Genomic DNA, 23,558 nt, shown 5'->3' with positions numbered 1-23,558 from the left:
GACGGGCACGGACAGAGTCGAGCGACCGGGGGACCCCTGCGTCGCCGTACGGACGTGACGGTCGATCTCCTCGCGAAGGACGCGCGCTCAGCAGGCCGGGCTTGCCTGCGAAGTAGTGCCGCACGAGCTCCTTGGAATGCCCGCCCAGCCCCAGACAGCGTCTACTGCAAGTACGACGGCAACATCAGGAACGCGCCCTACACATCAGGCCGGACCAAGGGCAGAGTCGTCGCCCAGTGCAAACCGGACCAGTGGCTTCCGGCAACGTGCTACGTCTACGGCGACAGCTCGAACGGCACCAGCCTCTGGTACGCCTGGAACAAGTCCGGCGGCAAGTGGTTCATCAACGCCAGCCAGGTCTACACGCGAGGCGCAGGCAGCCTGGCGAAGTGCTGATCGAGCACCCCGCACGTCTTCCGGTTCGAGGGTGCCCGCCTCGTCGAGTGGCTCGAGGACCAGGAGGGGCATGACTGCGTGACCGCGTTGGCGTGCGCAAGTCAGGCGGGATTCAGCTGCCGCTGAGCGCCCATGGTGGCCGATGCTGCTGTACGGCGTGGCGGGTCGAGAGTGACATAGGGTTTTCCCATGTCCGAGCTTCAGCGCCTGCGCCTCGATCACGCCCCGGCTCTGTTCGCGTTCGAGCAGGAGAATCGGGCCTACTTCGCCGCGTCGATCCCCGACCGTGGGGACGACTACTTCACCCATTTCGATGTACGGCACAACAACCTGCTCGACGAGCAGACCGCCGGGCTGAGCTTCTTCCACGTACTGGTGGAAAGCGGCGGCGAGGTGCTGGGACGGGTCAACCTGATCGACGTAGCGGACGGTTCCGCCGAACTCGGCTACCGGATCGCCGAGAAGGCCGCCAACCAAGGCCTGGCCACGACCGCCGTCCATCAGATATGCGCTCTCGCTGCCGCGGACCACGGCCTGACCACTCTGCGCGCCGCGACGACCCTCGACAACGCCGCTTCGCGAGCCGTCCTGGCCCGAACGGGCTTCGTCCCCACCGGCGAGATCCTGCTGGGCGACCTCCCAGGAATCTCCTACGTACGAAACCTGAGCGAAGTCCTCGAAGCCGCCGCCCGGTAACCGGGCCACCTGGCGTTCGTGATCACGGGCGGCAACGTCTGATGGACGCCATCCGGGTGCCCCGAGCCGACACAGCCACGCATCCGCCCCGTCCACATGATCGCCGACAAGGGCTCCCACGCTGATCCCGCTAGATCTGACGTTCAACTGCGGCATCGACACGGGTGGAGAACTCGCGTCCCCTGATCGCCCGGATGTTCCCCGCAACCGGGCACGAGGCATAGTAGCCCGGGACGAATGCGGCGATGCGGTCAGAAAGTGATGAAAGATGCTGAATAGGCTGGGGATTAGCGAGCAGGAGGAGACCGTCTACGTCGAACTCCTGCGATGTCACCGGATGACGGTCTCCGACATGGTCGAAGGGTTGGACATGCCGGAGACGATCGTGACAGCCGCCGTGGCCCGACTCGTCGCGCTCGGCCTGGCCACCCGCGACGACAGCGGGTTACACATGGTCGTACCGCCCGACGTCGGACTCGGCACGCTGATCGCGCAACGGCAGGCCGCGTTGCAACAGGTTCAGGGCAGGTTGGCGGAACTGGCGGAGGTCTACCGAACAGGGGCTGCCTCGCCCGCGGGTGAGATAGAGGCGCTCACCACGCCGGAACAACTCGCCACCTGGCTCGACAACATGGAGCGCGGCGCCAAACGAGAGGTGCTGGCCTTCTTCCGGCCCCCATATGTGCTCGACATGAACCTCGACGACTCCACCAACGCGCTGGCCACCTACCGTTACGTGTACGAACGCGCCGCTCTCGACGATCCGCGAGCGCCCGCCGAAGTCGGCAGATTCCTCAAGAGCGGGTACGAGATCAGGATCGCCGCCGAGCTGCCCAGCAAAATGATCATCGTGGACCGGGAGGCGGTGCTGCTCCCGATGCTGCCCGACCAGGCAAGCGTCCATCCGGGTTTCCTCCTGGTACGGGGTCAGTCCCTGGTCCACCTGCTGGTGGCACTCTTCGAGCGGGTCTGGCAGGCGGCGACGCCGTTGCAGCTCACCGCCACGAGTGTCACCGAGGGGGTTCCCGCATGGGACGACATCGACGTGGCACTGCTGACGTACCTGCTGTCCGGCATGCCGGACAAGACCGTGGCCAGTCGGCTCGGCACCAGCGAACGCACCGTGCAACGCAGGATTCGCCGGCTGATGAAGCTGGCCGGAACCGACAGCCGTATGCAGCTCGCCTGGTACGCCGCCCGGTCCGGCATGATCCCCTCGTGAGCTGATCCGAATGGCCCCGGGGCGTCCCGTCCGCCGCGCGGATGGGGCGCCCCGGCTCGTTGGGTTACGGCCGCAACCGGTACGCGCGGGTCACGGTCTGCAGGACGGTGTTGCCGTCGGCGTCGGTGGCCTGGGCTCGCAGCGAGACGAACCCGTCGGCCTTCACGGACGCGGGATTCCTGATCGTGCCGGTGAAGGCCGCGTCACCCCCGGCGGCGAGCTTCACCTGGTGCCAGGTGGTGCCGTCATCGTAGGAGGCCCACAGCTTCGCCTCGGTGATCCGCGGCCCGGCCTTGCCCTTCGGGTATCGCAGGCCGAGCCCGACATGGGTCGCGGACTTCGCCGAGGCGCTGTTGGCCTGGTCGACATCGAGGTCGTAGTCGACCGACAGGACCGGCAGCGGTGTCCCGGCTTCGGCCGCCTCGGAGCGGAACCTCCAGTCGGTGTTCACCTTGGTGGAGGTGGTCCACCAAGGCTGGTCCCGCTGCACGTCGACCACCACGCGGTACTCGGCGCGCTCCGGCACGACCGGGAAGGCGACGGCCGCTGACTGCGCGGACCCGAGCAGCTCACCGTTCCGGTACACCGTGGCCAGTTCCTTGTCGGAGAAGGCACGATAGGTGACCCACTGGTTGGGTGCCGTGTCGAGCAGCCCGCTCGCGAGCACCACGGCGACATCATCGACCCGGGCGGCCGCCCCATCCTGCTCACTCGGCAGCGCCGTACGGACCACCGCCTCGTTCCAGTCACGGGACGCCCGCATACCGGCCTTGAGCACCGTCGGCGCGGTGGTCTGCCAGGCCTCGCCGGCCCGCCATACCGGGCCGACCTGCATCGATTCCCATGTCCTCACGTCGGACGAGACGAATTCGGTAAGGGATCGCGGCATGACGACCCGATTGGAGACGCCGAACGCCGCAGTTTGCATCGGCGACACCATCAGCCGGGAGTATCCGGCCTCCGTGCTGGGCGCCGAGGCGTGGAAGGACGACTCGATCGTGGCGAGTTCGTCGGAGCGCACCCGGTACCGCTGGTCCGCGGGGATGCCACCTTGCCGATACTTGAGCAGTTCGTAGGAGTACGGGCTCAACGCCGTCCCCCTGAACTGGACCTTGACCTTGCCACGGGTCGCCAGCTCCGCCAGCCGGGTACCCTGCGTGCCTGAGAGGGTCATCGCCGGGATCGCGGTCTCCGTCGACCGGTTCCAGATGTCGGCGCCCCAGTTGTCGGGCTTGTCGTTGTAGATGACGACCGCGCCGGCGCCGGCCGCCGCGGCGTTGTCGATCTGCTGTTGCGGAGTGAGGTCGGCGCTGCGCTTCACCAGTGCCAGCCTGGCGCGCGCGGCCTGCCCGGCGTAGTCCTGCGGCCGGCCGGTGCCGGCGTTCACCACCGGCAGTACCTGCGTACCGTCGATGCGGGCCGAGCTACCCCAGCCCCGGACGTACGCCGGCTCGATCGCTCCTCCACCGGAGCCGACGACCCGCGCCCGGAGTTCCGGCGCGCTGAGCGACCACCCGACGCGTGACTCGAAGTGGCTGCTCGTGCCCTGCGACGGGACGGAGTACACCTTCGTCTCGCCGTTCATCCACTGCTCGATGCCGAACGCGTTCGTGTCGGTCGAGTTCCGCATGGCCAGGCCCAGCCGGATCCTGTTCGTCTGGTTCGGCTTCGGAGTGTCGATGGTGACCGGGCCGGCCTTGCTGCCGTCGAACGTGATGGTCCGGTCGGAATCGATGAGAGTGCCCGGCGCTCCACCGTAGGTGTACTCCCAGACGCGATTCCCATCGGCGCTGTAGTGGTAGATCTCCGCCATGAAGGCGTGCTCGCCGCGGGGCAGCCGCGCCACGACGGTGCCGTCCTCCCCGGGCACGTACGGTTCCGGCAGTCTCAGCTTCTCCAGATTGAAGCCCCAGACGACGGCGATGCCAGTCGACGGCTTGCCGTCCCGGTCGAGCACCTTGAGGGTGACGTCGAAGCGCTCCGCGTCCCTGACAAAACCGACCGCCGTCGTCACGACCGTCTGGCCGTCGGCGGAGGTGGCGGTGACGTGCGCGCCGTGCGCCCCCTCTGCCGCAGTGGCCGTGTTGACAGTGACGGTCACCGCGGCAGTGCCATGAGCCGGTACGGTCACCGTTTCGGCGCCGAGGGTCAGCGCCCCTGCCGGCAGGTCCTCGCCCGCGCCCTTGACCGACAGTGTGAGAGCGACCGGCTGGTCGCCGTCGTTGACGTAGTCGATCTGCTTGGTGACCGGGCTGCTGGAGTCCCAGTCCGCAAGGCCGAAGTCGATCACGCCCGGCCCGAAGACCGGCTGCCGGACGGCGCGGCCCACGTCGACGCGGCCGGCGCCCTGGGAGTGCACCGGCGTAGCGGCCGTGGTCTTCGCCGTACTGATGAGCTGGCTCTTCAGCCGCGTGGCAGTCCAGTCCGGGTGCTGCTGGGCGAGGATCGCGGCGGCGCCGGCCACATGCGGTGTGGCCATGGAGGTACCGCTCGCGCTGGTGTAGGCGTCGCCCTCCGGCGTACCCATCGAGGTGCCGCTCGCACGGGCGGCCACGATCTTGAAGCCCGGGGCGGTGATCTCCGGCTTGAGCGCGCCGTCACCGCCGCGCGGCCCGCGGCTGGAGAAATCGGTGACCGCGTCGGCGGAATCCACCGCGCCGACCGTCAGCGCCGCGTCGGCGGCCCCCGGCGAACCCACCGTGGTGGCCCCCGGCCCGCTGTTCCCCGCCGCGATGGTGAACAGTACCCCCGTCTCGGCCGTCAACTGGTTGACCGCCACCGCCATCGGATCGGTGCCGTCGGCGCCTTCCTGCCCGCCGAGGCTCATCGAGACGACCTTCGCGCCCGAGCGCGCGGCCCAGTCCATCCCGTCGAGGATCCACGACTCCATGCCCGCGCCCTCGTCGGAGAGCACCTTGCCCACGAGAACCTTGGCGCCCGGCGCCACACCCTTGTACTTGCCGCCGGACGCGGCCCCGCTCCCCGCGATGGTCGAGGCGACATGCGTGCCGTGACCGTGACCGTCCTGCACCGACTCGTCCGGGACGAAGCTGCGGCTGTCCGCGATCCTGTCGACGAGGTCGGGATGCTTCAGGTCCACACCGGTGTCCAGCACCGCGACCTTGACGCCCGTCCCGTCATACCCCGCGGCCCAGGCCTCCGGGGCGCCGATCTGCGGGACACTCTTGTCGAGCAGCGCCTTCACCTTGCCATCCAGCCAGAGCCGCTGGATGCCGCCCGAAAGCCTGGCCTTGGGCGTTCCCGCCTTGGCGGTGTCGTCGTCGACGGCCTCCCAGAACGTGTCGCCCTGCTTCTTGTCCGCGGCGATGGCCGCCCCGCGGACACCGGGCAGGCTCAGCGTGACCCGGCCACCGTCGGGCGTGCTCGGCTCACCGGCCTTCTTCGCGGCATTCTCCGAGTACCGCACGATCATCGGGATCGACTCGCTGCGCGCGTCGTCGTAGCCCTGGGCGATCAACTGGGTCACATTGAACAGCCGCTTGTCCACCTGGCCGGAGCCGACAAGCGACTCGGCCTCCTTCGGCATCACGTACGCGTCGGTGCCGACCGTGAAGGTGCGGATGTCACTGGCTGGTCGGTTGTACGCGGTCACGTTGACTGAGACGGTCTTGCCCGCCCGGCTGGTCACGGTGACCTGGTCACCGGTGATGAGGGTGACCCGCGCGGTGGTGGCCGATGACGCCGGTACGCCGGTGACCGCGGCGACAGGGGTCGGCGAATCGCCGTACGCGCTTCCGGTGCCGGCCACGACGAACGTGGCGGCGAGGGAGACACTGAGTAGTGCCGCTCGACGTCTGATTGGCATTGAGGGGCTCTCTTTCTGCCGACAGGGGGGCTGCGTCGGCAGAGCAAAGCTTCGTTAAGGAGAGACCGGCGGCGCTACGACTGCACCTGGCGGACAGTGGACATGTCAGGTCATCGCCACCTGACGGTCTGCGGCCCGTGATCCACGGGCGCTTGAGGTGCGCCCCCGCGTTCGCCTGCCCGACCTCCGCCACATCCACGCGACGACGCTGTTTCTGGCCGGGGTACCCGTGTCGTGGCGGCCTGGGTCGGCCACACAGATCCGGCTGTCCATCGGCAAGGCCACCTTGGTGTGCTGCGCCCGCGTCCCCGACGACAAGAAGCCGAGCAGGCGACTGCAGGAGGTGCAGACCTACACGACCATGACGCGGTCGCTGTTGTCGATGGCCGATCGGCTGCGCTGCCTGGGCGTCACCCGCGTGGTGATGGAGGCCACCTCCGACTACTGGGAACCAGTCTTCTACATCCTCGAAGCGGCCGGATTTGAGACCTGGCTGGTCAACGCCCGCGATGTCAAGCACCTGCCCGGCCGGCCCAAGACCGACAAGCTGGACGCGGTCTGGCTGGCCAAGGTCGCCGAACGCCAGATGCTGCGGCCCAGCTTCGTACCACCGCCGGCAATTCGGCTGCTACGCGACCTGACCCGCTACCGGGTGGACCTGGTGCAGGCCCGCACCGCCGAGAAACAGCGGGTGGAGAAGCTGCTGGAGGACGCACAGATCAAGCTGAGCGTGGTGGCCTCCGACATCTTCGGCGTTTCCGGCCGCGCGATGATGGCCGCTTTGATCCGCGGAGAGCGCAGCCCCAAGACGCTGGCGCAGCTGGCACGCTCCAGCCTGCGCGGCAAGATTCCCGCACTGCAGGAGGCATTCACCGGCCGCTTCTCCGACCACCACGCGTTCCTGCTGACCACCATGCTGGCCCGCGTCGATGCGATCAACGTCGACATCGCCACCCTGGACCAGAAGATCACCCAGCAGATCGCACCATTCGCCGCGGCCGTCGAGCGCCTGGATGAGGTTCCCGGGATCGGTCTGACCGCCGCGCACGCGATCCTCGCCGAGATCGGCCTGGACATGAGCCGCTTCCCCACCGCCGCGCACCTGACCTCCTGGGCCAAGTTCGCGCCCACGGTTAAGGAGTCAGCCGGCAAGCGCAAGGGAAAGAACAGCACCGGGAACGGCAACCGCTACCTGGCCCGCACCCTCGGCGAAGCCGCGGTCGTCGTCGGCCGCACCGACACCTTCCTCGGCGAACGCTACCGCCGCATCGTCCGGCGCAAGGGCAAGAAACGCGCCATCGTCGCGGTCGGCCGCTCCATCCTGGTCATCATCTGGCACCTGCTGTCCGACCCCGACGCACACTTCATCGATCTCGGCGCAGACTTCTACACCCGGCGCACCAACCCCGACCGCAACAAGCGCAACCACGTCCGCGAGCTCGAAGCCCTCGGCTACCGCGTCACCCTCGAACCAGCTGCCTGACCAGCACTGCCTTCACGACCCCGCTGCGCATCACCACGTGAGGTTCGCTCCCGCCTGCCCGGCGAATGTTCGATTTTCGGATCAGGAGAGCGAAGGCCATTTCATCTGTCCAGGTGGCCTGAACTGGCCAAATAGCCTGAGTGATGAGTAGGCAATGCAAGATCATCCCACACATATCCCCGGTCTCAAGAGACCACATCATCTGGATGCGTTTGGTGGGGTGAGTGCCGGAAGCGATGCCGCGCCTTCGCCCTTGACATCGGCCGGCCTCCCGAGCACGAACTGCGCGACATCCTCTACCTCAACCGCGCCGGTGTCGCCTGCCGCTACCTGCCGCACGACTACCTATAACGCCCTGGCAGACCGCCTACGCTTACTTCGCACGCTGACAGAAGGACGGCATCTTCGACCAGCTCACCAGCCTGCTGCGCCGCTCCGCGCGCACAGCGGCAGGACGCGACCCCGACCCCACCGCGTGTGAATCACCGACGCCCAATGCGTCAAGACCTTCAAAGCCGTGATCCACCTCGCATGATCGACCGCATGACCCGCCACCTAACCGGCGAGAACACCCCCAACCTGGCGCGGCACCTGAAACCGGGACCGGCCAGGACTAAACGCCCACTCGGGAACCTGGGACTATTCCAAACCACAAGCGCTAGACATACTGGTACAACTAAGTTTGCCGAGCTGCGCAAGCTCACTGCTCTAGGAACCGGCTCTGCCCTGGAGGATCCTCCCGCCTTGAAGTATCAGTACGTAGTCGACGATGTAGCCTCCGGGCGCGATCCGCATCGGAGGGGAGAAGTCGCGACAACCTGGGCACGCATAGTCGCGGCCGTAGACTCTGGCGAAACTCTTCAGGAGCTCTTGACGCGGCCTGGCGATGGAGCCCACGACATTGGCGCATATTACATCGTGGAAGGGTTCTCGGGTCCTCTGGGGGATCGAGGCGGATTGCTGCTAACCACGGTTATGAGCTGGACACCCAGAGAGTTGCAGGCACAAATCGGGACAAGAACTGCTGCCATCGGAATTATTCGAGATGTTCTCCTAGTGCTGGCGGAGAACAGGGACTTGAGGTCCTCTAGAAGCTCCATTCTGGAAGGGGAGATTTCGAAGTCAAGAAAATCCTTCCAGCATCTTCCTGAAGGGGTGGGGTTGGATAGCTTCTCGGCCCCTAACACCCAGAGTTCAAGAAAGAGGCGAGGGCGTCAGAAGCATCACGCTGCAGCGCGGGCCGCAGAGTCGGAAAGAGAAGTCTTGAACCGAGTCTTCAGTGCACTTGCTGATGCGGGCCATCCATTGGAAGCTTCAACGCTAGCAGAGAAGATCGACAACGCACTTAGTCCAGCGGCCTTGAAGCGCAAAATCGGGTCCGATGCCAGGTTCAGTCGGAGCGACGTGGAGATGTGGGGCTTGGCAGAATGGGGGATGCCAGTATATAAATCGATTAAGGACCTTGTAGCCGACCTAATGGAAAAAAATGGTGGAACCATCTCGTCCGACACGGCCATCAGGGTGCTCACTCGAGATTTTTCAATCAAGGAATCAAGCTTGCGGCAAGTGATGTCATCCCCGCCATTCACAGTACGCAAAGGAATTGTGCATCTGCTTGCCGATATGACAGAAAAAGAAGGTGATGATCTAAATCTTATGGGTTACGCCAACAGTAGCGACCACGAGGCTGGTCCATCTGCTGATGATCTAATCAGAATGATGGATCTGTAATGCGGCGTAGCGGTGACCTGCGAGGCGCGGAACTGCGGGCTGAATATCGAAGCGACCGTAGTGACGTGGTCGGCGAGTTTTACATTCCCGCTTTGGCAGCGGCACGCCAGTACGACCGGGCGGTTGGATACTTCACGGCTTCAAGCCTAGCTGTGCTTAGTAAGGGTATGGACGACTTTATTAGCCGCGGCGGTATGATGCGAATTGTAGCCTCGCCGTACCTAGAGCCAGATGACATATCCGATATTGAAGCCGGTTATGAACTTCGGGCGGTGTTGGAGCGTGCCGCAGTCCGTGATTTGGAGAAAGCGACGACTGATCGCCGAGCGGCAGTAGGTCTCGGCAAGCTAGGTCGTTTGGTTGCGGCAGGCAGACTCGATATAAAGCTGGCATACGTGTCCTCCGGGAATCGTGTCGGAATGTATCATGAGAAGATTGGTGTCTTTAGAGACGCACATGATCTCGTGGCCTTTAAGGGTAGTTCTAATGAGACCCTATCTGGACTAGTTGGCAACTTCGAATCCATAGAAGTCTTTCGCAGCTGGGACGATCGGGACGCAGAGCGAGCGCTGCGAATTAGCAGAGACTTTGAGGACCTATGGCAGAATAGGACTCAATTCCTTCGGGTTATTTCTTTTAATGATGCTGCCAAGGTGGTCATTGATCGATCCGTTTTGATATCTGTCCGGATAGGAAATGTAGACGAGATTCCACCTGATGGTGCGCCCATTTCAATTATGCCGCAGGAAATGGTGGGCTTGCTGCGGATTCCTATAGAGTTACATGTTCGCGATTATCAGAAGAGGGCTGTCGAAAGTTGGTTTGCCGAGAGAGGGCGAGGGATTCTCCGCATGGCGACGGGCACGGGTAAGACGATTACCGCGCTCGCAGCAGCAGCTCAGCTTGCCAAGGTGATACAGCAAGGCGACCAGCCGCTACTTACTGTAGTGATAGTTCCATATCAGCATCTGGTTGATCAATGGTCGAAGGACATCGAGTGGTTTGGGGTAACTCCAATCCGCGCATACGAGTCGACGGGATATTGGCACCCCCGTGCCACTAACCTTCTTGACGCTCTTGCTCTGAACTCGGCAAGAGGAGGCGTCATCGTCACAACGAATAAGACATTCGGAGAGCCACACTTCCAGCGTCTCTTGGATCGTTACAGTGGGCAATTACTAATTATTGCTGATGAGGTTCATAACCTTGGAGCCAGACACCTCCGAGACAGGTTGCCCCTACAGGCGAGCTACCGTCTCGGTCTGTCTGCCACTCCGGAGCGCTGGTTCGATGATGTGGGTACTGCCATGCTCACTGAGTACTTCGGCAGCACCGTTGTTGATATGGGAATTGGAGATGCGATCAAAGCAGGTGCATTGTGCCGCTACACGTATACGCCAATTCTTGTGGAGCTTGACGACGAAGAGTCTGAGCTATACGCCGAGGTAACAGAGAAGATTGCAAAGATTCTCGGTTCGCAAAAATTCACGGACGAGCCGGATGAGGATACGCCGCTTGGCGCTCTACTCCGCAGACGTGCCAATATTCTTGGACATGCAAGAGCTAAGATTCCAGCGCTAAGAAGGGAGATGGAGAGCCGGCGGGAAAGCTGGCACCAGCTTCTCTACTGCGCCGAAGGCCGTCACCCGCTCTCATCCGGAGAGGAGCCTTCCCAACTGGAACAGATAATGGACCTCGTAGGCAATCAACTCCGTCTGCCGGCGGCGAGATATGTGGCCGAGACCAAGCGAGCCGAGCGCCAAGAGATCTTGCGCCGCTTCGGGACAGGAGATGATCTCAAAGTACTGGTATCCATGCGTTGTTTGGATGAGGGCGTGGATGTTCCGGCTGCTCGTACTGCGTATCTACTCGCCAGCTCCTCCAATCCACGTCAGTTCATTCAGCGCCGTGGACGCGTCCTCCGGAGGGCGCCAGATAAGGAATTGGCCGATATCATCGATTTTGTCGTTGTACCGCCTGAGGATGCCGGGATTCAACAGAGGACTGAACGCCGAATGGTAGCTCGCGAGCTGACTCGTGTGACAGAATTCGCGCACCTAGCCGAAAATGAGGCTGAAACACTTAATATCCTACGACCGCTGCGAATTCGATACGGACTGCTCGAGACCTGAGCGACTAATCAACCTCAGGCGCCGGGGCGCTAACTATTAGGAGACAGTTTTGGATGATCGAAAGACGGCTGAGGAAATTCTGAACGCCCTGTCACCAGATGCTATGAAGCTTGCTCAACGCGTTCTAGAGCTTGAGCGCGAGTTCCTGCACATCAAGAACCCCACGATGATCGTTTCTAAGATCGTCGACACGGCGAAGGAGCTAACGAAGTGAAGCTTCTCAAGCTTACTCTAAACAATTTCCGCGCCTTCTATGGCCGCCAAGTCCTCGACTTGAGAGTAGAGGAGAATAAGCCCGCTATACTCATCTTCGGAACAAACGGCGCCGGTAAGACGACGCTTCTAAACGCCTTCACGTGGGTACTCTATGGCCTCTACTCGGACGATGTAGAGCAGCAGGAACGTGTCATTCATGACCATGCTTGGGCAGACACTCCGTTTGGCGTACCCGTAAGCGCATCAGTTAAGCTGGAATTTGAGCACGATGGCACAGTGTTCAGCGTGTCTCGTGAGGTGGCCGTAGTGAGGTATGCAGCAGAACAAAGTGTTGCCACGCCGCGCCTCGTGGTGACTGAGATAAGGCACGGCGAAAGCATTGTGATCGCGAATGGTCAAGACCGGATTGAAAAAATACTTCCCGAGGGCCTTCGTCGCTTCTTCTTCTTCAACGGTGAGCGCATGGAAAAGATGTTCACCGGCGACGAAAATAATAGTGAGGTAAAACAAGCTATCAAAACTCTCTTAGGTTTGGAGTCTATTGAGCGCGCCATCTCCGACCACTTGCCTGCGGCAGCGAAAAGGTTGGCACGGGAGATCGGCAAGGAGGGCGACGGTCGCCTCAAAGCCCTTCGTGACCAGCAAGAGGGCCTTGAGAAGCGGCAGATGACAATTCGCGATGAGGCGCTGAAGCTCTCCAGTGATATCAGTAGCTACAAGGCCGAGGTCGAAGCGGCTGAGAGGGCGTTGCGTGCGAATAGTGAGGCCGCTCCTCTACAACGGGAGCGCCAAAAGCTTGAGAAGCAGATCACAGCCGAGATAGAAGAGCTCAGAGAGAGACAATCCCGCAAGAGAGATCTCATCTCCAAGAGCGGTTTCATCGCTCTTACAGGAGGAATCGACGAAGCAATCATCGATCTCGCGGAGGGTATGCGCCGCCGCCGAGAGCTGCCAGCTGGTATCCAACGAGACTTCATCGACACGCTCTTGGACGATGGGTTCTGCATATGTGGTACTCCTGTCACGATTGGCACGTCGGCGTACGATGAGTTGGAGAAGCGGCGTTACAATGCAGGTCTCGCTGATGTAGAGAGTCGCTGGATGTACGTGAGCGGGCAGGTGAAGCACCTGTGTGATGAGCGTCGCGACCTTCTTGAGGAGCTGAAGAAAGTAGCTCAGGAAATCCAGGCTATCGAGACCGAGGTCACCCGTCTTGATGAGCAGAAGAGCGAAATCGATCGCAGACTCCAGGGCGTTGACATCTTGGACGTCCAGCGATTGGAGAGCCGACGGAGGGAATACGATGAGAAGCGCGTCGATGCTCTGTCTGCACATCGCCGCAAGGAGGAAGAAATCATCGAGGTAGCTAAAGAAATCGAAACTGTCAAACGGCGTTTTCACTCCGCCCGCGTTCAGGACGAGGCCTCACGACGCGTCCAGCGGCAGGTGGGTCTCGTGCACGAAGTATTGGACTCGTTCCGAAAGATTCTCGAGTTCAAGACTGAAGAGGTGCGTCAGCAACTCGACAGAAAGATCAAGGAGGTGTTCTCCCGCATTTTCATCAAATCGTTTACGCCGGAGCTCACCGACACTTTTGAGCTAGTGTTAAAGTCGGACGCTGGCATTGCTATCCGTAGCACGGGAGAGAACCAGGTCCTCGGTCTGTCATTCGTCGGTGCAGTCTCCGAGATCGCGAAGCAGATTCACGATCGAAAGGCCAAGAATAGCAGGGACGTTCTGGGCGAAGGCGGCATTTACCCGGTCGTGATGGATGCTCCGTTTGGCAGCCTTGATCTAACTTACCAAGAAGAGGTTTCCGAAGCATTGCCGCGGCTGACCTCGCAGATCGTCACTCTTCTCTCGCAGTCACAGGCGCGCGGCAAGGTCATGGAGAATCTCCAAGGTACAGCGACTCGTTTGTATGTTCTGCGCTCAGTCACGCCGAATCGTGACGCGGCCGAGGAGACTATCGAGATCAATAACAGAGCCGTCCCATACGTGACTCACGGGGATTTCGAACACACAGTTCTGGAAGAGGTCACCATCTGATGGCGGGTGAAGAGCGCTTTCGAAGGCCCGCCGAGCACGAAGGGCTACTGAATGAACTTACGACCAAGGACGGCCCATTTCGAACGATGGTAGACGCTTTGATGTTCGCGGCGGCACTTGGCTGCCGGAAAGGCCGACGGGAACCGTTCGATAAGCCAGGTGAGGGCATTCGTCTGGTACTGATGGAAGGCCGCCAGTATGGCGATGTGCTCATTGATATGATCGCAGCGTCCGAGGTAAGGGATGACCCGAAAATCCTCGGCGATGACCGCTTGAGTGAGCGAGTAAAGATCTTTGAGGAATATGCAAACGGCGGTCTGCTTTATATTCAGGGTGTGATTAACGAAAGCGGAAGTCGCGACCTCACGGCGATAGTCAGTAACCTTGTGATGGATGCGCTCGTCGCTCCGCCGAAGCAAGAGGATACTGTCTCGGAGTTGATCCAGATAGCGCAGCTTGACTGGTGAGTGCCTCGATGGCGGTTCCTGCCAAACTTTAGGCGGTCGTTCGTGCTCGAGCCGCGAGCGAGCGTCTCTTTATGGAGTGCTCTGGCCACGATTCCATCCTGAGTAAGGAGTGGATCGCAAGGTTCAAAATGCATGCAAAGAGCGGTCTCAAGGACATCTACACAGGTTGAATGCGTAGAGTCTGCGAGTCGTGACGGATTGCTCCTCGTGCGGTACGACGGGGTATGCGGTACGGGCAAAGAGGTGGGTATACGCCTGCTGAGCAGGAACGGCGGGAGCGTTTACGGCTGCGGGCGGCCGAGTGGTTCGAGGTCGGGGAATCGACCAAGACGATCGCCGCGCGGTTACGGGTGCACGAGCGGTCGGTGACCCGCTGGCGTAAGGCGTGGCGTGAGGGTGGAGCGCAGGCGCTGCGGTCCAAGGTGCCGGTGTCGAAGGAGAAGCTGTCGGCGCGGCAGTGGGAGCATCTGGAGGCCGAACTGCGGCGTGGGCCTTTGGCCTGGGGGTTCGGTGAGGACCAGCGCTGGACGTTGGGCCGGATCAAGACGCTGATCGGGCGGCTGTTCCATGTTGGCTACACCATCGAGGGCGTGGGCAAGCTGCTGCACCGGCACGGCTGGTCGGTCCAGGTCCCGGCCCGGCGAGCTGTCGAGCGGGACGAAGAAGCCATCGCCGCCTGGAAAGATGAGGTGTGGCCGGCGGTAAAACCACCGCGGCGGACCTGGGCGCCTACATCTGCTTCGAAGACGAGGCGGGTCAGGGGCTGAGGCCGCCGAATGGACGTACCTGGGCGCCGGTCGGTGCCCGGCCTGTGGTGGCGGTGCGCGGCAAAGGCGCCGGCCGGGTCAACATGGCCGCCGTCGTCTGCTATCGAGTCGGCGAGCGCCCGCACCTGTTCTACAGCCTGCACATCTACCGGGGGCGCAAGGGCGAGCCCAAGGCCTTCTCCTGGCAGGATTACCGGGATCTGATCGTGGCCACCCACCAGCACCTGGGCGCCCCGTTAGTGTGGTGCTGGGACAACCTCAACGTGCACCTGGCAGGCCAGCTGTCCGACTTCGCCGCCCAACACGCCGACTGGCTGCGCATCGTCCAACTGCCCACCTACGCACCCGAGCTGAATCCCGCCGAGGGCATCTGGTCCCTGATCAAACGCGCCACCGCCAACTTCGCCGTCGCCGACCTGACCGGACTCGTCCGAATCCTCAAACGCAAGCTGAAGAAGATCCAGTACCGGCCCCACCTACTCAACGGCTGCCTAGCACAGACCGGACTCACCCTCGACACCCCGGCAAACACATGACCGACCCTACGAATTCAACCTGTGTACTGCGAGATCGACGCGAGCATTTTCAGGGGCGCTGGTGATGATAGGACGAGATGATCGGGAGCAGAGGTCAGGAGAGTTGCCCAAGAGTTGGTCTGATCCTCCAGCCCTCCGGAGACCTGGACTCCATGATGAGCATGTGGCTCTCACTGACCAGACGGGCGGTGCTTGGGAAACCGAGCGCCGCTTGACCGCGATCGGCAGAACGGGACTCTCCGTACCCGCACGTCAGGCTGTGGTGGATCAGCAGATTGCATGTGGCTCGTCGGTTCTAGACTATGGGTGCGGACGAGGGGATGATGTCCGGGCTCTCCAGGGGATCGCCATGAGGGCGGTCGGTTGGGACCCCCATTATCACCCTGAAGGCAGCATCGAGCCATCGGATGTCGTGCTGCTGACTTACGTCCTCAACATCATCGAGGCTCCGGAGGAGCGGCGTCGTACGCTCGTCAAGGCATGGGAACTTGCCAAGGAGACCTTGGTGGTCTCCACTCGACTCACCTGGGAGAAGTCGAAGGTCAAGGGCACGGGCTTCGGCGATGGAGTCCTTACCAGCCGGCGGACGTTTCAGCACCTGTTCAGCGCTGGCGAGCTTCGAAGTTACGTTGAGGACGCTACAGGCGTCCGGTGCGTCTCTGCGGCTCCCGGAATCGTCTACGCGTTCAGGCGTGATGAGGCGCGCCTGGGCTATCTTGCTCGTCGGATCGCACCCGCGGCCGTCTGGCTGGGCTCCGACGACGCGGCATCGGCGATCGCCTCCGTGGTCGACTACACAGAGCAACGCGGACGAGTGCCACGCGTAGAGGAGATGCCGGCGCAGTTGGCGGAGCTTCTAGGCTATTTGAACACTGCAGAACTGCAGCGGATCGTCCGGATGTCGGCCGATCCCGAAAAGGTCGCAGAAAGTGCGAAGAGATCCACTTTGACCACCCTGCTGTTCCTCGGGGTGGAGCTGTTCAACGGGCGCGGTCCCTTCGGATGCCTGCCGCACTCCGTGCAGCTCGACGTAAAAGCATTCTTCAGCTCCTACAAGGAAGCATGCATGCGGTCCGACCGTTTGCTACTAAAGCTGCGCGACGATGCCTATGTCCGTGGTGCGATGAACGGGTCGAAGGTCGGCAAAATCACGCCAACAGCCCTGTACGTGCATCGCCGGGCACTTGATCATATGCCCGTTGTGCTGCGCCTTTATGAGCACTGCGCTTCGCTCGCAGCTGGACGCCCGCAGGAGTGGACCCTGGCTAAGCTGCGCCATCAGGGTAGGGGGGTGAGTTGGCTGGACTATCCGGAGTTCGACTCGGATCCGCATCCGCGGTTACGATCGTCGTACATGGTCGATCTCACCACATTCAAGACCTCGCACATGTCCTACGAGCAGTCGGAGAACAGGCCTCTGCTCCATCGCAAGCATGAGTTCCTCCACCCAGATGACCCGGACGTCCCGAAGTATCGGCGACTTACCGAGAGCGAGCTGCGAGCAGGCCTATACGCCAAGCCGCATCTCATCGGGACGGAGCAGGGCTGGGAGGCCGAGCTCCTCCGCTGCGGCCGTCAGCTACGTGGTCACCGCCTGATCAAGAGGAACTAACAGGCGCGATGCCGGCTTGGTACTCGGCGATGATGCTTACGAACTCGTCGACGTCCAGCTCCTGTGCTTGGTCGGGAAACCATGAGAGGCGCAGGCCATTGCTGGCCTGTTCTTCGGGTAGGCCCATCGCGGCCAGGACATGGCTCGGGGTATAGGACGCGCTCGTGCAGGCGGACCCAGTGGCCACCGCGGCATAGTTCTTCAGTTGCAAGATCAAGGCTTCGGTGTCCACACCCTCGAATGACAGGTTGAGGATGTGTGGAACCACGTGCTCTTGGTCGCCGTGGAGATGGAACCGGGTCTTGCCGAGTCCCTCCAATAGCCGGGAGCGGAACTCGCCGGCCGCTTCCAGCCACCTTGCGCGCTCGCTTTCGAACACCTCGAGAGCCTTGGACAGGCCCATGATGAGCGGAACCGGAAGGGTGCCCGGGCGGAGCTTTCGTTCCTGACCGCCTCCGTACATCAGCGGGGTCAGCGGCACGGAATCGCGCCCTCTGCGTCTGATGAGCAGGCCGCCGACCCCCATAGGGGCCCCGATCTTGTGCCCGCTGAAGCTGACGAGATCGATCGGTACACGAAGGTCGGCCGGCAACTTGCCGAAACCCTGAGCCGCGTCAACATGAAGATAGGTGGCAGTGAAGCGAAGATGCTCCGCCAGTTCAGCGACAGGCTGGATGATGCCAGTCTCGTTGTTTACCTGCATGACAGAGACGAGCAGCGTGTCGGGACGGAGCCGCTCTAGTACGGCCTCCGCACTCACCCGACCAGAAGGGCCCGGCTCGATCAGGTCCACCTCAAAACCCCGTGACTGCAGGTGCTCGAGCGGCTCCAGGACAGCCTTGTGCTCAATTGCGGTGCTGATGATGTGACGGCGCTCACGCTCATCGCCGAAGGGAGCCAGACCCAGGATGGCGATGTTGTTGCTCTCGGTTGCACCACTGGTGAAGATCAACTCATCCGGACGGGCGGAGAAGTGGGCTGCGATGCCTTCACGAGCACGGGCTACCGCCTTCTTGGCGCGAGCTCCATACTCATGGGTGCGTGAGCCGGCATTGCCGAAGTCTTGGGACATCCAGTGCAGGACGACCTCGGCGACCTCTGGGAGCACCCTCGTCGTTGCTGCGGCATCCAGGTAGGCGACCACGCGCACACCAGCTCTCGTAATTGTTAGCCTCGATCACGTGCGTACGTTAAAACGTACACGTACTTACGGTACCGTGGACCGCGTGGGAACACAGGCGCTGGCTAAGCAGGGCGGAGACGCCACAACTGCAGGCTTCGAGTACACCTTCCCAGCCATCCGTGGCGTGCAGGCAGGGCGTGAGTACTACGTTTCGATGTGTCCGCTGCGCCTCATCCCCAAGATCTTCTTGTTTGATGAGGATGAGCTAGCGCCGGAGGTGCGGGCGCAGCGAGTCCTGAACAAGGGGCGAGTTCCAGCGCTTGCGCGGTACATCCTGGAGAACCCCGACGATTACGTCTTTTCTGCGCTAACTGCCTCCGTCGATGGCGTCATGCGCTTCGTGGGAGTAGCGGACCAAGGGCCAGGGTTGCGGGTCGGTCAGTTGCACATCCCGATGGCCTCGCGCTTCTTGATCAATGATGGTCAGCACCGGCGTGCAGCTATCGAGGCGGCGCTCAAAGAGAACCCGTCGCTCGGTGATGAGACCATCGCCGTCGTCTTCTTCCATGACGCGGGCCTGGAGCGCAGCCAGCAGATGTTCGCTGACCTGAACCGCCATGCCGTGCGTCCGGCTCGTTCCATAGGCGTCCTCTACGACCATCGGGATGAGCTCTCGCAGCTGACACGGCTGCTTGTGCTGAAGTGCCCGGTGTTCCGCAACTTCGTCGAAATGGAGAGCAGCAATCTCTCCGCTCGATCGCGCAAGCTCTTCACCCTCAGCGCCGTGTACTCGGCGATGAGCGCCCTTCTGCAAGGGCTGGAGCTGACTAGCGGAAAGGACAGGGAACGCTTGTCGTGGAACTACTGGGAAGCTATAGACGCTCTTATCCCGGACTGGGGAGAGGTGCGGAGGCGATCTTTGTCCGCCTCTGAAATACGTAAGCAGTACCTACACACGCATGGGATCGCGCTCCATGCGCTGGGCCTGCTTGGAAACACACTGCTTCGCGATTCCCTTGATCCAGAGGAGTGGAAGCCGCGGTTGGCGCCGCTCGGGTGCGTGGATTGGTCACGGACTAATCCTGACTGGGAGGGACGAGCGATCATCGGTGGCCGTGTCTCGAAAAATCACCAAAACGTCGCACTTACCGTGAATTACCTACGTAAGCAGCTCGGGCTCGAACTGACTGCTGATGAGCAGCGAGCTGAAGACGCCTACCAGCGAGGAGAGCGATGAGCGCCCCGACGCGCAGTACCGTCATGCTGAACACGCCCACTCGACGCATGGCCCCCTTTGAGAGCCAAGGCGGGCTCGCCGCTGTGGTGAATGAATTGACAGCAGAAATCCGCGAGTTGTACTTGGCCGATCAGGTTCCTTGGGTCGTGGGCTACAGCGGTGGCAAAGATTCTACTGCGGTGCTTCAACTCGTGTGGATGGCCCTACAGGGGCTAGAGCCCGACCAACGCACCAAACCGGTCTACGTCATTAGCACGGACACCCTCGTTGAGAATCCGGTTGTTGCTGCGTGGGTCACCCAGTCGCTGGAGACCATGCGGAAGGCGGCAGAGAAGCAGCAGCTGCCCATCCAGCCGAATCGGCTAGTGCCTGATGTGAAGGACACGTTTTGGGTAGGCTTGATCGGCAAGGGCTACCCGGCACCGAAGCCGAAGTTCCGCTGGTGTACCGAACGCTTGAAGATCAAGCCCTCTAACTCGTTCATTCGCCGGGTCGTACACGACCACGGTGAGGCGATCCTGGTCTTGGGCATCCGCAAAGCCGAGAGCCAGGCTCGCGCCCGAGTGATGGAGCGCCTCGAGAAGCGCCGTGTCCGTGACCGTCTCTCGCCCAACGGCAACCTTCCCAACTCCCTCGTCTACAGCCCCGTCGAGGCATGGAGCAACGACGAGGTATGGACGTTCTTGATGCAGCAGTCCAACCCATGGGGGCATCCGAACAAGGATCTCCTCACCATGTATCAAGGAGCCTCGAGCGACGGCGAATGCCCACTCGTGGTGGACAACACCACTCCTTCGTGTGGTGACAGCCGCTTTGGCTGCTGGACATGCACCCTTGTCGACAAGGACAAGTCCATGTCGGCGATGATCCAGAACGATGAGGAGAAGGAGTGGATGCTTCCACTCCTGGAGCTCCGAGACGAGCTCGATGCTCCCGACGACAGCCACCTGCGTGACTTCCGGAAGATGAACGGCACGATTCAGCTCTTCCACGATCGAAACGTTCCGGGACCGTACACCCAGAAGGCCCGTGAGGAGTGGCTCCGTAAACTCCTTAACGCTCAGACCTGGATTCGGAAAAACGCTCCAGAGCATGTGCGGGGCATCGAGCTCATCACTATGGAAGAGCTGCATGAGATCCGACGCATCTGGGTCTTCGAGAAGCATGAGGTCGAGGATTCGCTACCCCAGATCTACAAGCAGGAGACGGGTGAGGAGTTCCCTGGTGGTCCGCTCGACCAGCACCTCGCAGTGGCAGCGGACGAGGTGGAGCTGCTTCGTGAGGTCTGCGACGGAGACGACCTGCACTTCGAGACGATGCGTGAGCTACTTGCGGTCGAGCGGAAATTCCGCACTATGACTCGTCGCTCCGGCCTCTTCGAAGCACTTGAGAAGGCGATTAAGAGGGGCTACTACGCGGATGCGGAGGACGCGGTCGAGCTAGCCAAGCGTAACCAGCAGAACAAGATGGTCCCCACCCTGATCGGATTGGACGAAGAGAGCACCGATGCTCCTGCATGAGATCACTCTCGAGAACTTCGGAGCGTACCTTGGCACGCAGCGTCTTTCTCTGAACCCCAAGCCTGGTAAGCCGATCATTTTGATTGGCGGCCTTAACGGATGCGGCAAGACGACGCTGTTGGACGCGATCCAGCTTGCCTTGTACGGCTCTCGCGCCCGATGTAGTGGTAGAGGCAGCCGCCCCTACGAAACTTTTCTCCGGGACAGCGTAAACCGTCAGGCGATGCCTAAGCAGGCAGGTGTGAAGCTTTGGTTCTCGACGCCGGTTGAAGGGGAGCAGCGCCACTACCGCATTGAACGAAACTGGTCGGTTAAGGGGAAGACGCTCCAGGAGTCGCTGGCGGTCTTCGTCAATGGCGAACATGACAAGGCCGTTAGCAACACATGGGCAGACTATGTAGAGGATCTACTTCCGCTGGAAGTCGCATCTCTCTTCTTCTTCGATGGCGAGAAGATCGAATCGCTGGCCGATCCTGAGCGCGCCGCACCAGTCATCGAGTCGGCGGTCCAATCGCTGCTAGGAGTCAGCACGGTTGAACAGCTTCGTACCGATCTCCTAGCCCTTCAGCGGCGCCAGAAAGTGAGTAGAGAGGACAAGGCCGCACTCGAGCTGATTACTACCATCGAAGCTCAGCTTGAGGAAAATGAGGTGGCCAGGGCCGACGCGCATCAGCGAGTGGCTTCCGCAAAGGCGGGTCTGCTCCACGAGAAGAGAGAGCTGAAAGTTGTCGAGGCCGCTTTCGCAAAGGAAGGGGGAGATCTCTTCCGCCGTCGGGCTGAGCTGGAAGCGAAAAGAGCACACGCGAAAGACCGGCTCGAAGCCGTAAGCGCGAGTCTTGCCAACACCGTCGCCGCTGGACCACTTCCGCTCGTCCTCCTGAAGGACCAGCTGGAAACTTTGCGTGCACAGGTCGTCCGAGAGGAGGATGCGGTCCGAGCGGAGCAGCTACTCGACGCCTTGCACAAGCGGGATGAGGAACTTCTCTCGCTGTTGGGCAACGGAGTACCGAATGATCGACTTGAGCAGATAACCCAGTTTCTGGAAGAGGACCGTTCTCGGCATGCAGCTGACGCGGACGTTCCTAGGGTGATCCAGATGTCCGCGACGGGCATCCAGCAACTCAACTCCCTTAATCAGGTTCTTGACGGGGAGTCTCAGCGTGCTAAAGAACTGCTCGCTGAGACTGGTGAGCTTAGAGAACAGCTCGATGCGCTGGATCGGCAGTTGGCCGGCGTTCCGGCCGAAGATGCGATCGCTGGCTTGATTGCCCGCCAGGACAAGGTCCGGGAGCGAGTGGAACACCTCGAGAGGGAACTACGTACAACGGAGGAGGCTCACGGCGCACTTGTTCGTGAACATGCGCAGCTCCGAACCGCCCGCGAGAAGGCATATGCTAAAAGAGCTAAGGGACTTGCCGAGCTCGAGCACCGCGCCCGTGTGGTTTCATATTCCGACCGCGCTCGTAACACTTTGGACAAGTTCGGAGAGCTCCTGCTGCAACGTCATATCAGTCGGTTGGAAGTCGCTGTCCTAGACAGCTTCAACCGCCTAATGCGTAAGAATGCACTGGTCAAGGACCTACGTATCGACACTAGTAAGTTCACTTTGACCTTGATTGACGCGGACGGCGAGGACCTCAACCCGACGCGTCTAAGCGCCGGTGAGCGGCAGCTCCTGGCGGTATCCCTTCTATGGGGCCTGGCTCGTGTAGCGGGCAACAGGCTCCCGAGCGTCATCGATACTCCGCTGGGTCGACTGGATAGCCGGCACAGACAGAATCTTGTTGAACGTTACTTCCCGCAAGCAAGCCACCAAGTGCTTCTGCTGTCGACAGATGAAGAGATTGACGATGAGTTGCTGAAGCGACTCATTCCGTCGATCGCTCAAACGTACACCTTGGTTCATGACGACACGACGTTCACAACCACGATCGAACGCGGATACGGATGGGGGAAAACTCAGTATGTCGCTTGACACAATCCGACTGTCCCAACCAGCGAAGGATCAGTTGATTAAACTCAAACGAGTCACTGGCATAAAGAACTGGAACGTTCTGTGCCGCTGGGCCCTAGCTGTGTCTTTGCAGGACGAAACCCCCCCGCTAGTGCGCGATGTTGTTACGGATTCAAACATTGAGATGTCTTGGCGAACCTTCGCTGGAGCTTACGGGGATATCTACATGGCGTTGATTAGATCCCGATGCCTGCGTGACGGTAGCGAACTGACCGAAGAAGCTTGCGAGAGGGCGCTCGTCACGCACTTGCATCGCGGCATTGGGTATCTTGCAGGGCGACGTGACCTAACTTCCGTGGAAGATCTAATAAAGACCGCTGTCGCGTAGATCTTGAAGATTAGTAGCCTGCGTCTCCTGTCTCGAGGTTCGACCGCAAGGCAGGAGACGTTCATCCGGGAACGGGTAGATGCCATATGGCGTCATCCAAGCATCTAATACTCCAGCCGCACTTCTTGCTCTGACCAGGGCTTATGGCCTTAGCGCTTAAGCCCGGTGGAACGTGAGACGGCCACCGCTGTGATCATTCAGGT

18 protein-coding genes are annotated in these 23,558 nt (G+C 61.4%); 16 read left to right on the top strand and 2 right to left on the bottom strand.

The features are described from left to right. Positions 1 to 54 precede the first annotated feature (54 nt). The 3 genes from ABZ911_RS00090 (at position 55) to ABZ911_RS00080 (ending at position 2,314) form a co-directional block, all read left to right on the top strand. The gene (locus ABZ911_RS00090) at positions 55 to 396 is read left to right on the top strand and encodes a hypothetical protein (RefSeq protein ID WP_358049509.1); all 342 of its coding nucleotides are present in this window, start codon (positions 55 to 57) and stop codon (positions 394 to 396) included. 189 nt (positions 397 to 585) lie between these two features. Continuing rightward, the gene (locus ABZ911_RS00085; protein WP_358049506.1) at positions 586 to 1,092 is read left to right on the top strand and encodes a GNAT family N-acetyltransferase; all 507 of its coding nucleotides are present in this window, start codon (positions 586 to 588) and stop codon (positions 1,090 to 1,092) included. Between the two features lie 268 nt (positions 1,093 to 1,360). Beyond that, positions 1,361 to 2,314, top strand: a complete 954-nt coding sequence (locus tag ABZ911_RS00080; protein ID WP_358049504.1) for a helix-turn-helix domain-containing protein — start codon at positions 1,361 to 1,363, stop codon at positions 2,312 to 2,314. 64 nt (positions 2,315 to 2,378) lie between these two features. On the opposite strand, the gene ABZ911_RS00075 is transcribed toward ABZ911_RS00080, so the two are convergent. Beyond that, complete coding sequence (locus ABZ911_RS00075) at positions 2,379 to 6,140, bottom strand: S8 family serine peptidase (RefSeq protein WP_358049501.1); 3,762 nt, start codon at positions 6,138 to 6,140, stop codon at positions 2,379 to 2,381. A gap of 157 nt (positions 6,141 to 6,297) precedes the next feature. Between ABZ911_RS00075 and ABZ911_RS00070 the strand changes: the two genes are divergently transcribed. From ABZ911_RS00070 to ABZ911_RS00030, 9 genes are all read left to right on the top strand, one after another. Then, on the top strand, positions 6,298 to 7,623 hold the full coding sequence (locus ABZ911_RS00070) for an IS110 family transposase (RefSeq protein WP_358049498.1): 1,326 nt from the start codon (positions 6,298 to 6,300) through the stop codon (positions 7,621 to 7,623). 1,263 nt (positions 7,624 to 8,886) lie between these two features. Next, entirely contained in the window at positions 8,887 to 9,354 is a 468-nt protein-coding gene (locus tag ABZ911_RS00065; RefSeq protein WP_358049495.1) for a hypothetical protein, read from the top strand. A 65-nt stretch (positions 9,355 to 9,419) separates the two neighbouring features. After that, positions 9,420 to 11,486, top strand: a complete 2,067-nt coding sequence (locus ABZ911_RS00060; protein WP_358049493.1) for a DEAD/DEAH box helicase family protein — start codon at positions 9,420 to 9,422, stop codon at positions 11,484 to 11,486. Between the two features lie 49 nt (positions 11,487 to 11,535). Then, positions 11,536 to 11,700 (top strand): hypothetical protein, encoded by a 165-nt coding sequence (locus ABZ911_RS00055; RefSeq protein ID WP_358049490.1) that lies wholly within the window; start codon positions 11,536 to 11,538, stop codon positions 11,698 to 11,700. Continuing rightward, the gene (locus tag ABZ911_RS00050; RefSeq protein WP_358049487.1) at positions 11,697 to 13,751 is read left to right on the top strand and encodes an AAA family ATPase; all 2,055 of its coding nucleotides are present in this window, start codon (positions 11,697 to 11,699) and stop codon (positions 13,749 to 13,751) included. Before ABZ911_RS00055 ends, ABZ911_RS00050 begins: the two co-directional genes overlap by 4 nt. Next, positions 13,751 to 14,218, top strand: coding sequence for a DNA phosphorothioation-associated protein 4 (locus tag ABZ911_RS00045; RefSeq protein WP_358049484.1), 468 nt, complete (start codon positions 13,751 to 13,753; stop codon positions 14,216 to 14,218). The genes ABZ911_RS00050 and ABZ911_RS00045 overlap by 1 nt, the downstream gene beginning before the upstream one ends. A gap of 224 nt (positions 14,219 to 14,442) precedes the next feature. Then, complete coding sequence (locus tag ABZ911_RS00040) at positions 14,443 to 14,985, top strand: winged helix-turn-helix domain-containing protein (RefSeq protein WP_358049481.1); 543 nt, start codon at positions 14,443 to 14,445, stop codon at positions 14,983 to 14,985. Further along, on the top strand, positions 14,910 to 15,521 hold the full coding sequence (locus ABZ911_RS00035; protein ID WP_358049478.1) for a transposase: 612 nt from the start codon (positions 14,910 to 14,912) through the stop codon (positions 15,519 to 15,521). The genes ABZ911_RS00040 and ABZ911_RS00035 overlap by 76 nt, the downstream gene beginning before the upstream one ends. A gap of 163 nt (positions 15,522 to 15,684) precedes the next feature. Then, positions 15,685 to 17,133: a DNA phosphorothioation-associated putative methyltransferase gene (locus ABZ911_RS00030; protein WP_358049475.1), complete on the top strand. Its 1,449-nt coding sequence runs from the start codon at positions 15,685 to 15,687 to the stop codon at positions 17,131 to 17,133. On the opposite strand, the gene dndA is transcribed toward ABZ911_RS00030, so the two are convergent. After that, positions 17,120 to 18,277, bottom strand: a complete 1,158-nt coding sequence (gene dndA, locus ABZ911_RS00025) for a cysteine desulfurase DndA (protein WP_358049472.1) — start codon at positions 18,275 to 18,277, stop codon at positions 17,120 to 17,122. The two genes, ABZ911_RS00030 and dndA, sit on opposite strands and share 14 nt — an antisense overlap. Positions 18,278 to 18,359: 82 nt before the next feature. On the opposite strand from dndA, the gene dndB reads away from it, so the two are divergent. Genes dndB through dndE form a run of 4 tightly spaced genes read left to right on the top strand, consistent with a single transcriptional unit; the run spans position 18,360 to position 23,355 of the window. After that, positions 18,360 to 19,493: a DNA sulfur modification protein DndB gene (gene dndB, locus ABZ911_RS00020; RefSeq protein ID WP_358049469.1), complete on the top strand. Its 1,134-nt coding sequence runs from the start codon at positions 18,360 to 18,362 to the stop codon at positions 19,491 to 19,493. A gap of 47 nt (positions 19,494 to 19,540) precedes the next feature. Further along, positions 19,541 to 21,013 (top strand): DNA phosphorothioation system sulfurtransferase DndC, encoded by a 1,473-nt coding sequence (gene dndC / locus ABZ911_RS00015; RefSeq protein ID WP_358049466.1) that lies wholly within the window; start codon positions 19,541 to 19,543, stop codon positions 21,011 to 21,013. Continuing rightward, positions 21,000 to 22,988, top strand: a complete 1,989-nt coding sequence (dndD, locus tag ABZ911_RS00010) for a DNA sulfur modification protein DndD (RefSeq protein ID WP_358049463.1) — start codon at positions 21,000 to 21,002, stop codon at positions 22,986 to 22,988. Before dndC ends, dndD begins: the two co-directional genes overlap by 14 nt. Next, on the top strand, positions 22,918 to 23,355 hold the full coding sequence (dndE, locus tag ABZ911_RS00005) for a DNA sulfur modification protein DndE (RefSeq protein ID WP_358049460.1): 438 nt from the start codon (positions 22,918 to 22,920) through the stop codon (positions 23,353 to 23,355). Before dndD ends, dndE begins: the two co-directional genes overlap by 71 nt. The last annotated feature ends 203 nt before the right edge of the window (positions 23,356 to 23,558 follow it).

The sequence above is a fragment of the Nonomuraea sp. NPDC046570 genome (genome assembly GCF_040645915.1).
Taxonomy (GTDB): domain Bacteria; phylum Actinomycetota; class Actinomycetes; order Streptosporangiales; family Streptosporangiaceae; genus Nonomuraea.
Note: the sequence above shows the minus strand (reverse complement) of the source record. Positions and strands in the feature narration are given on the sequence as shown.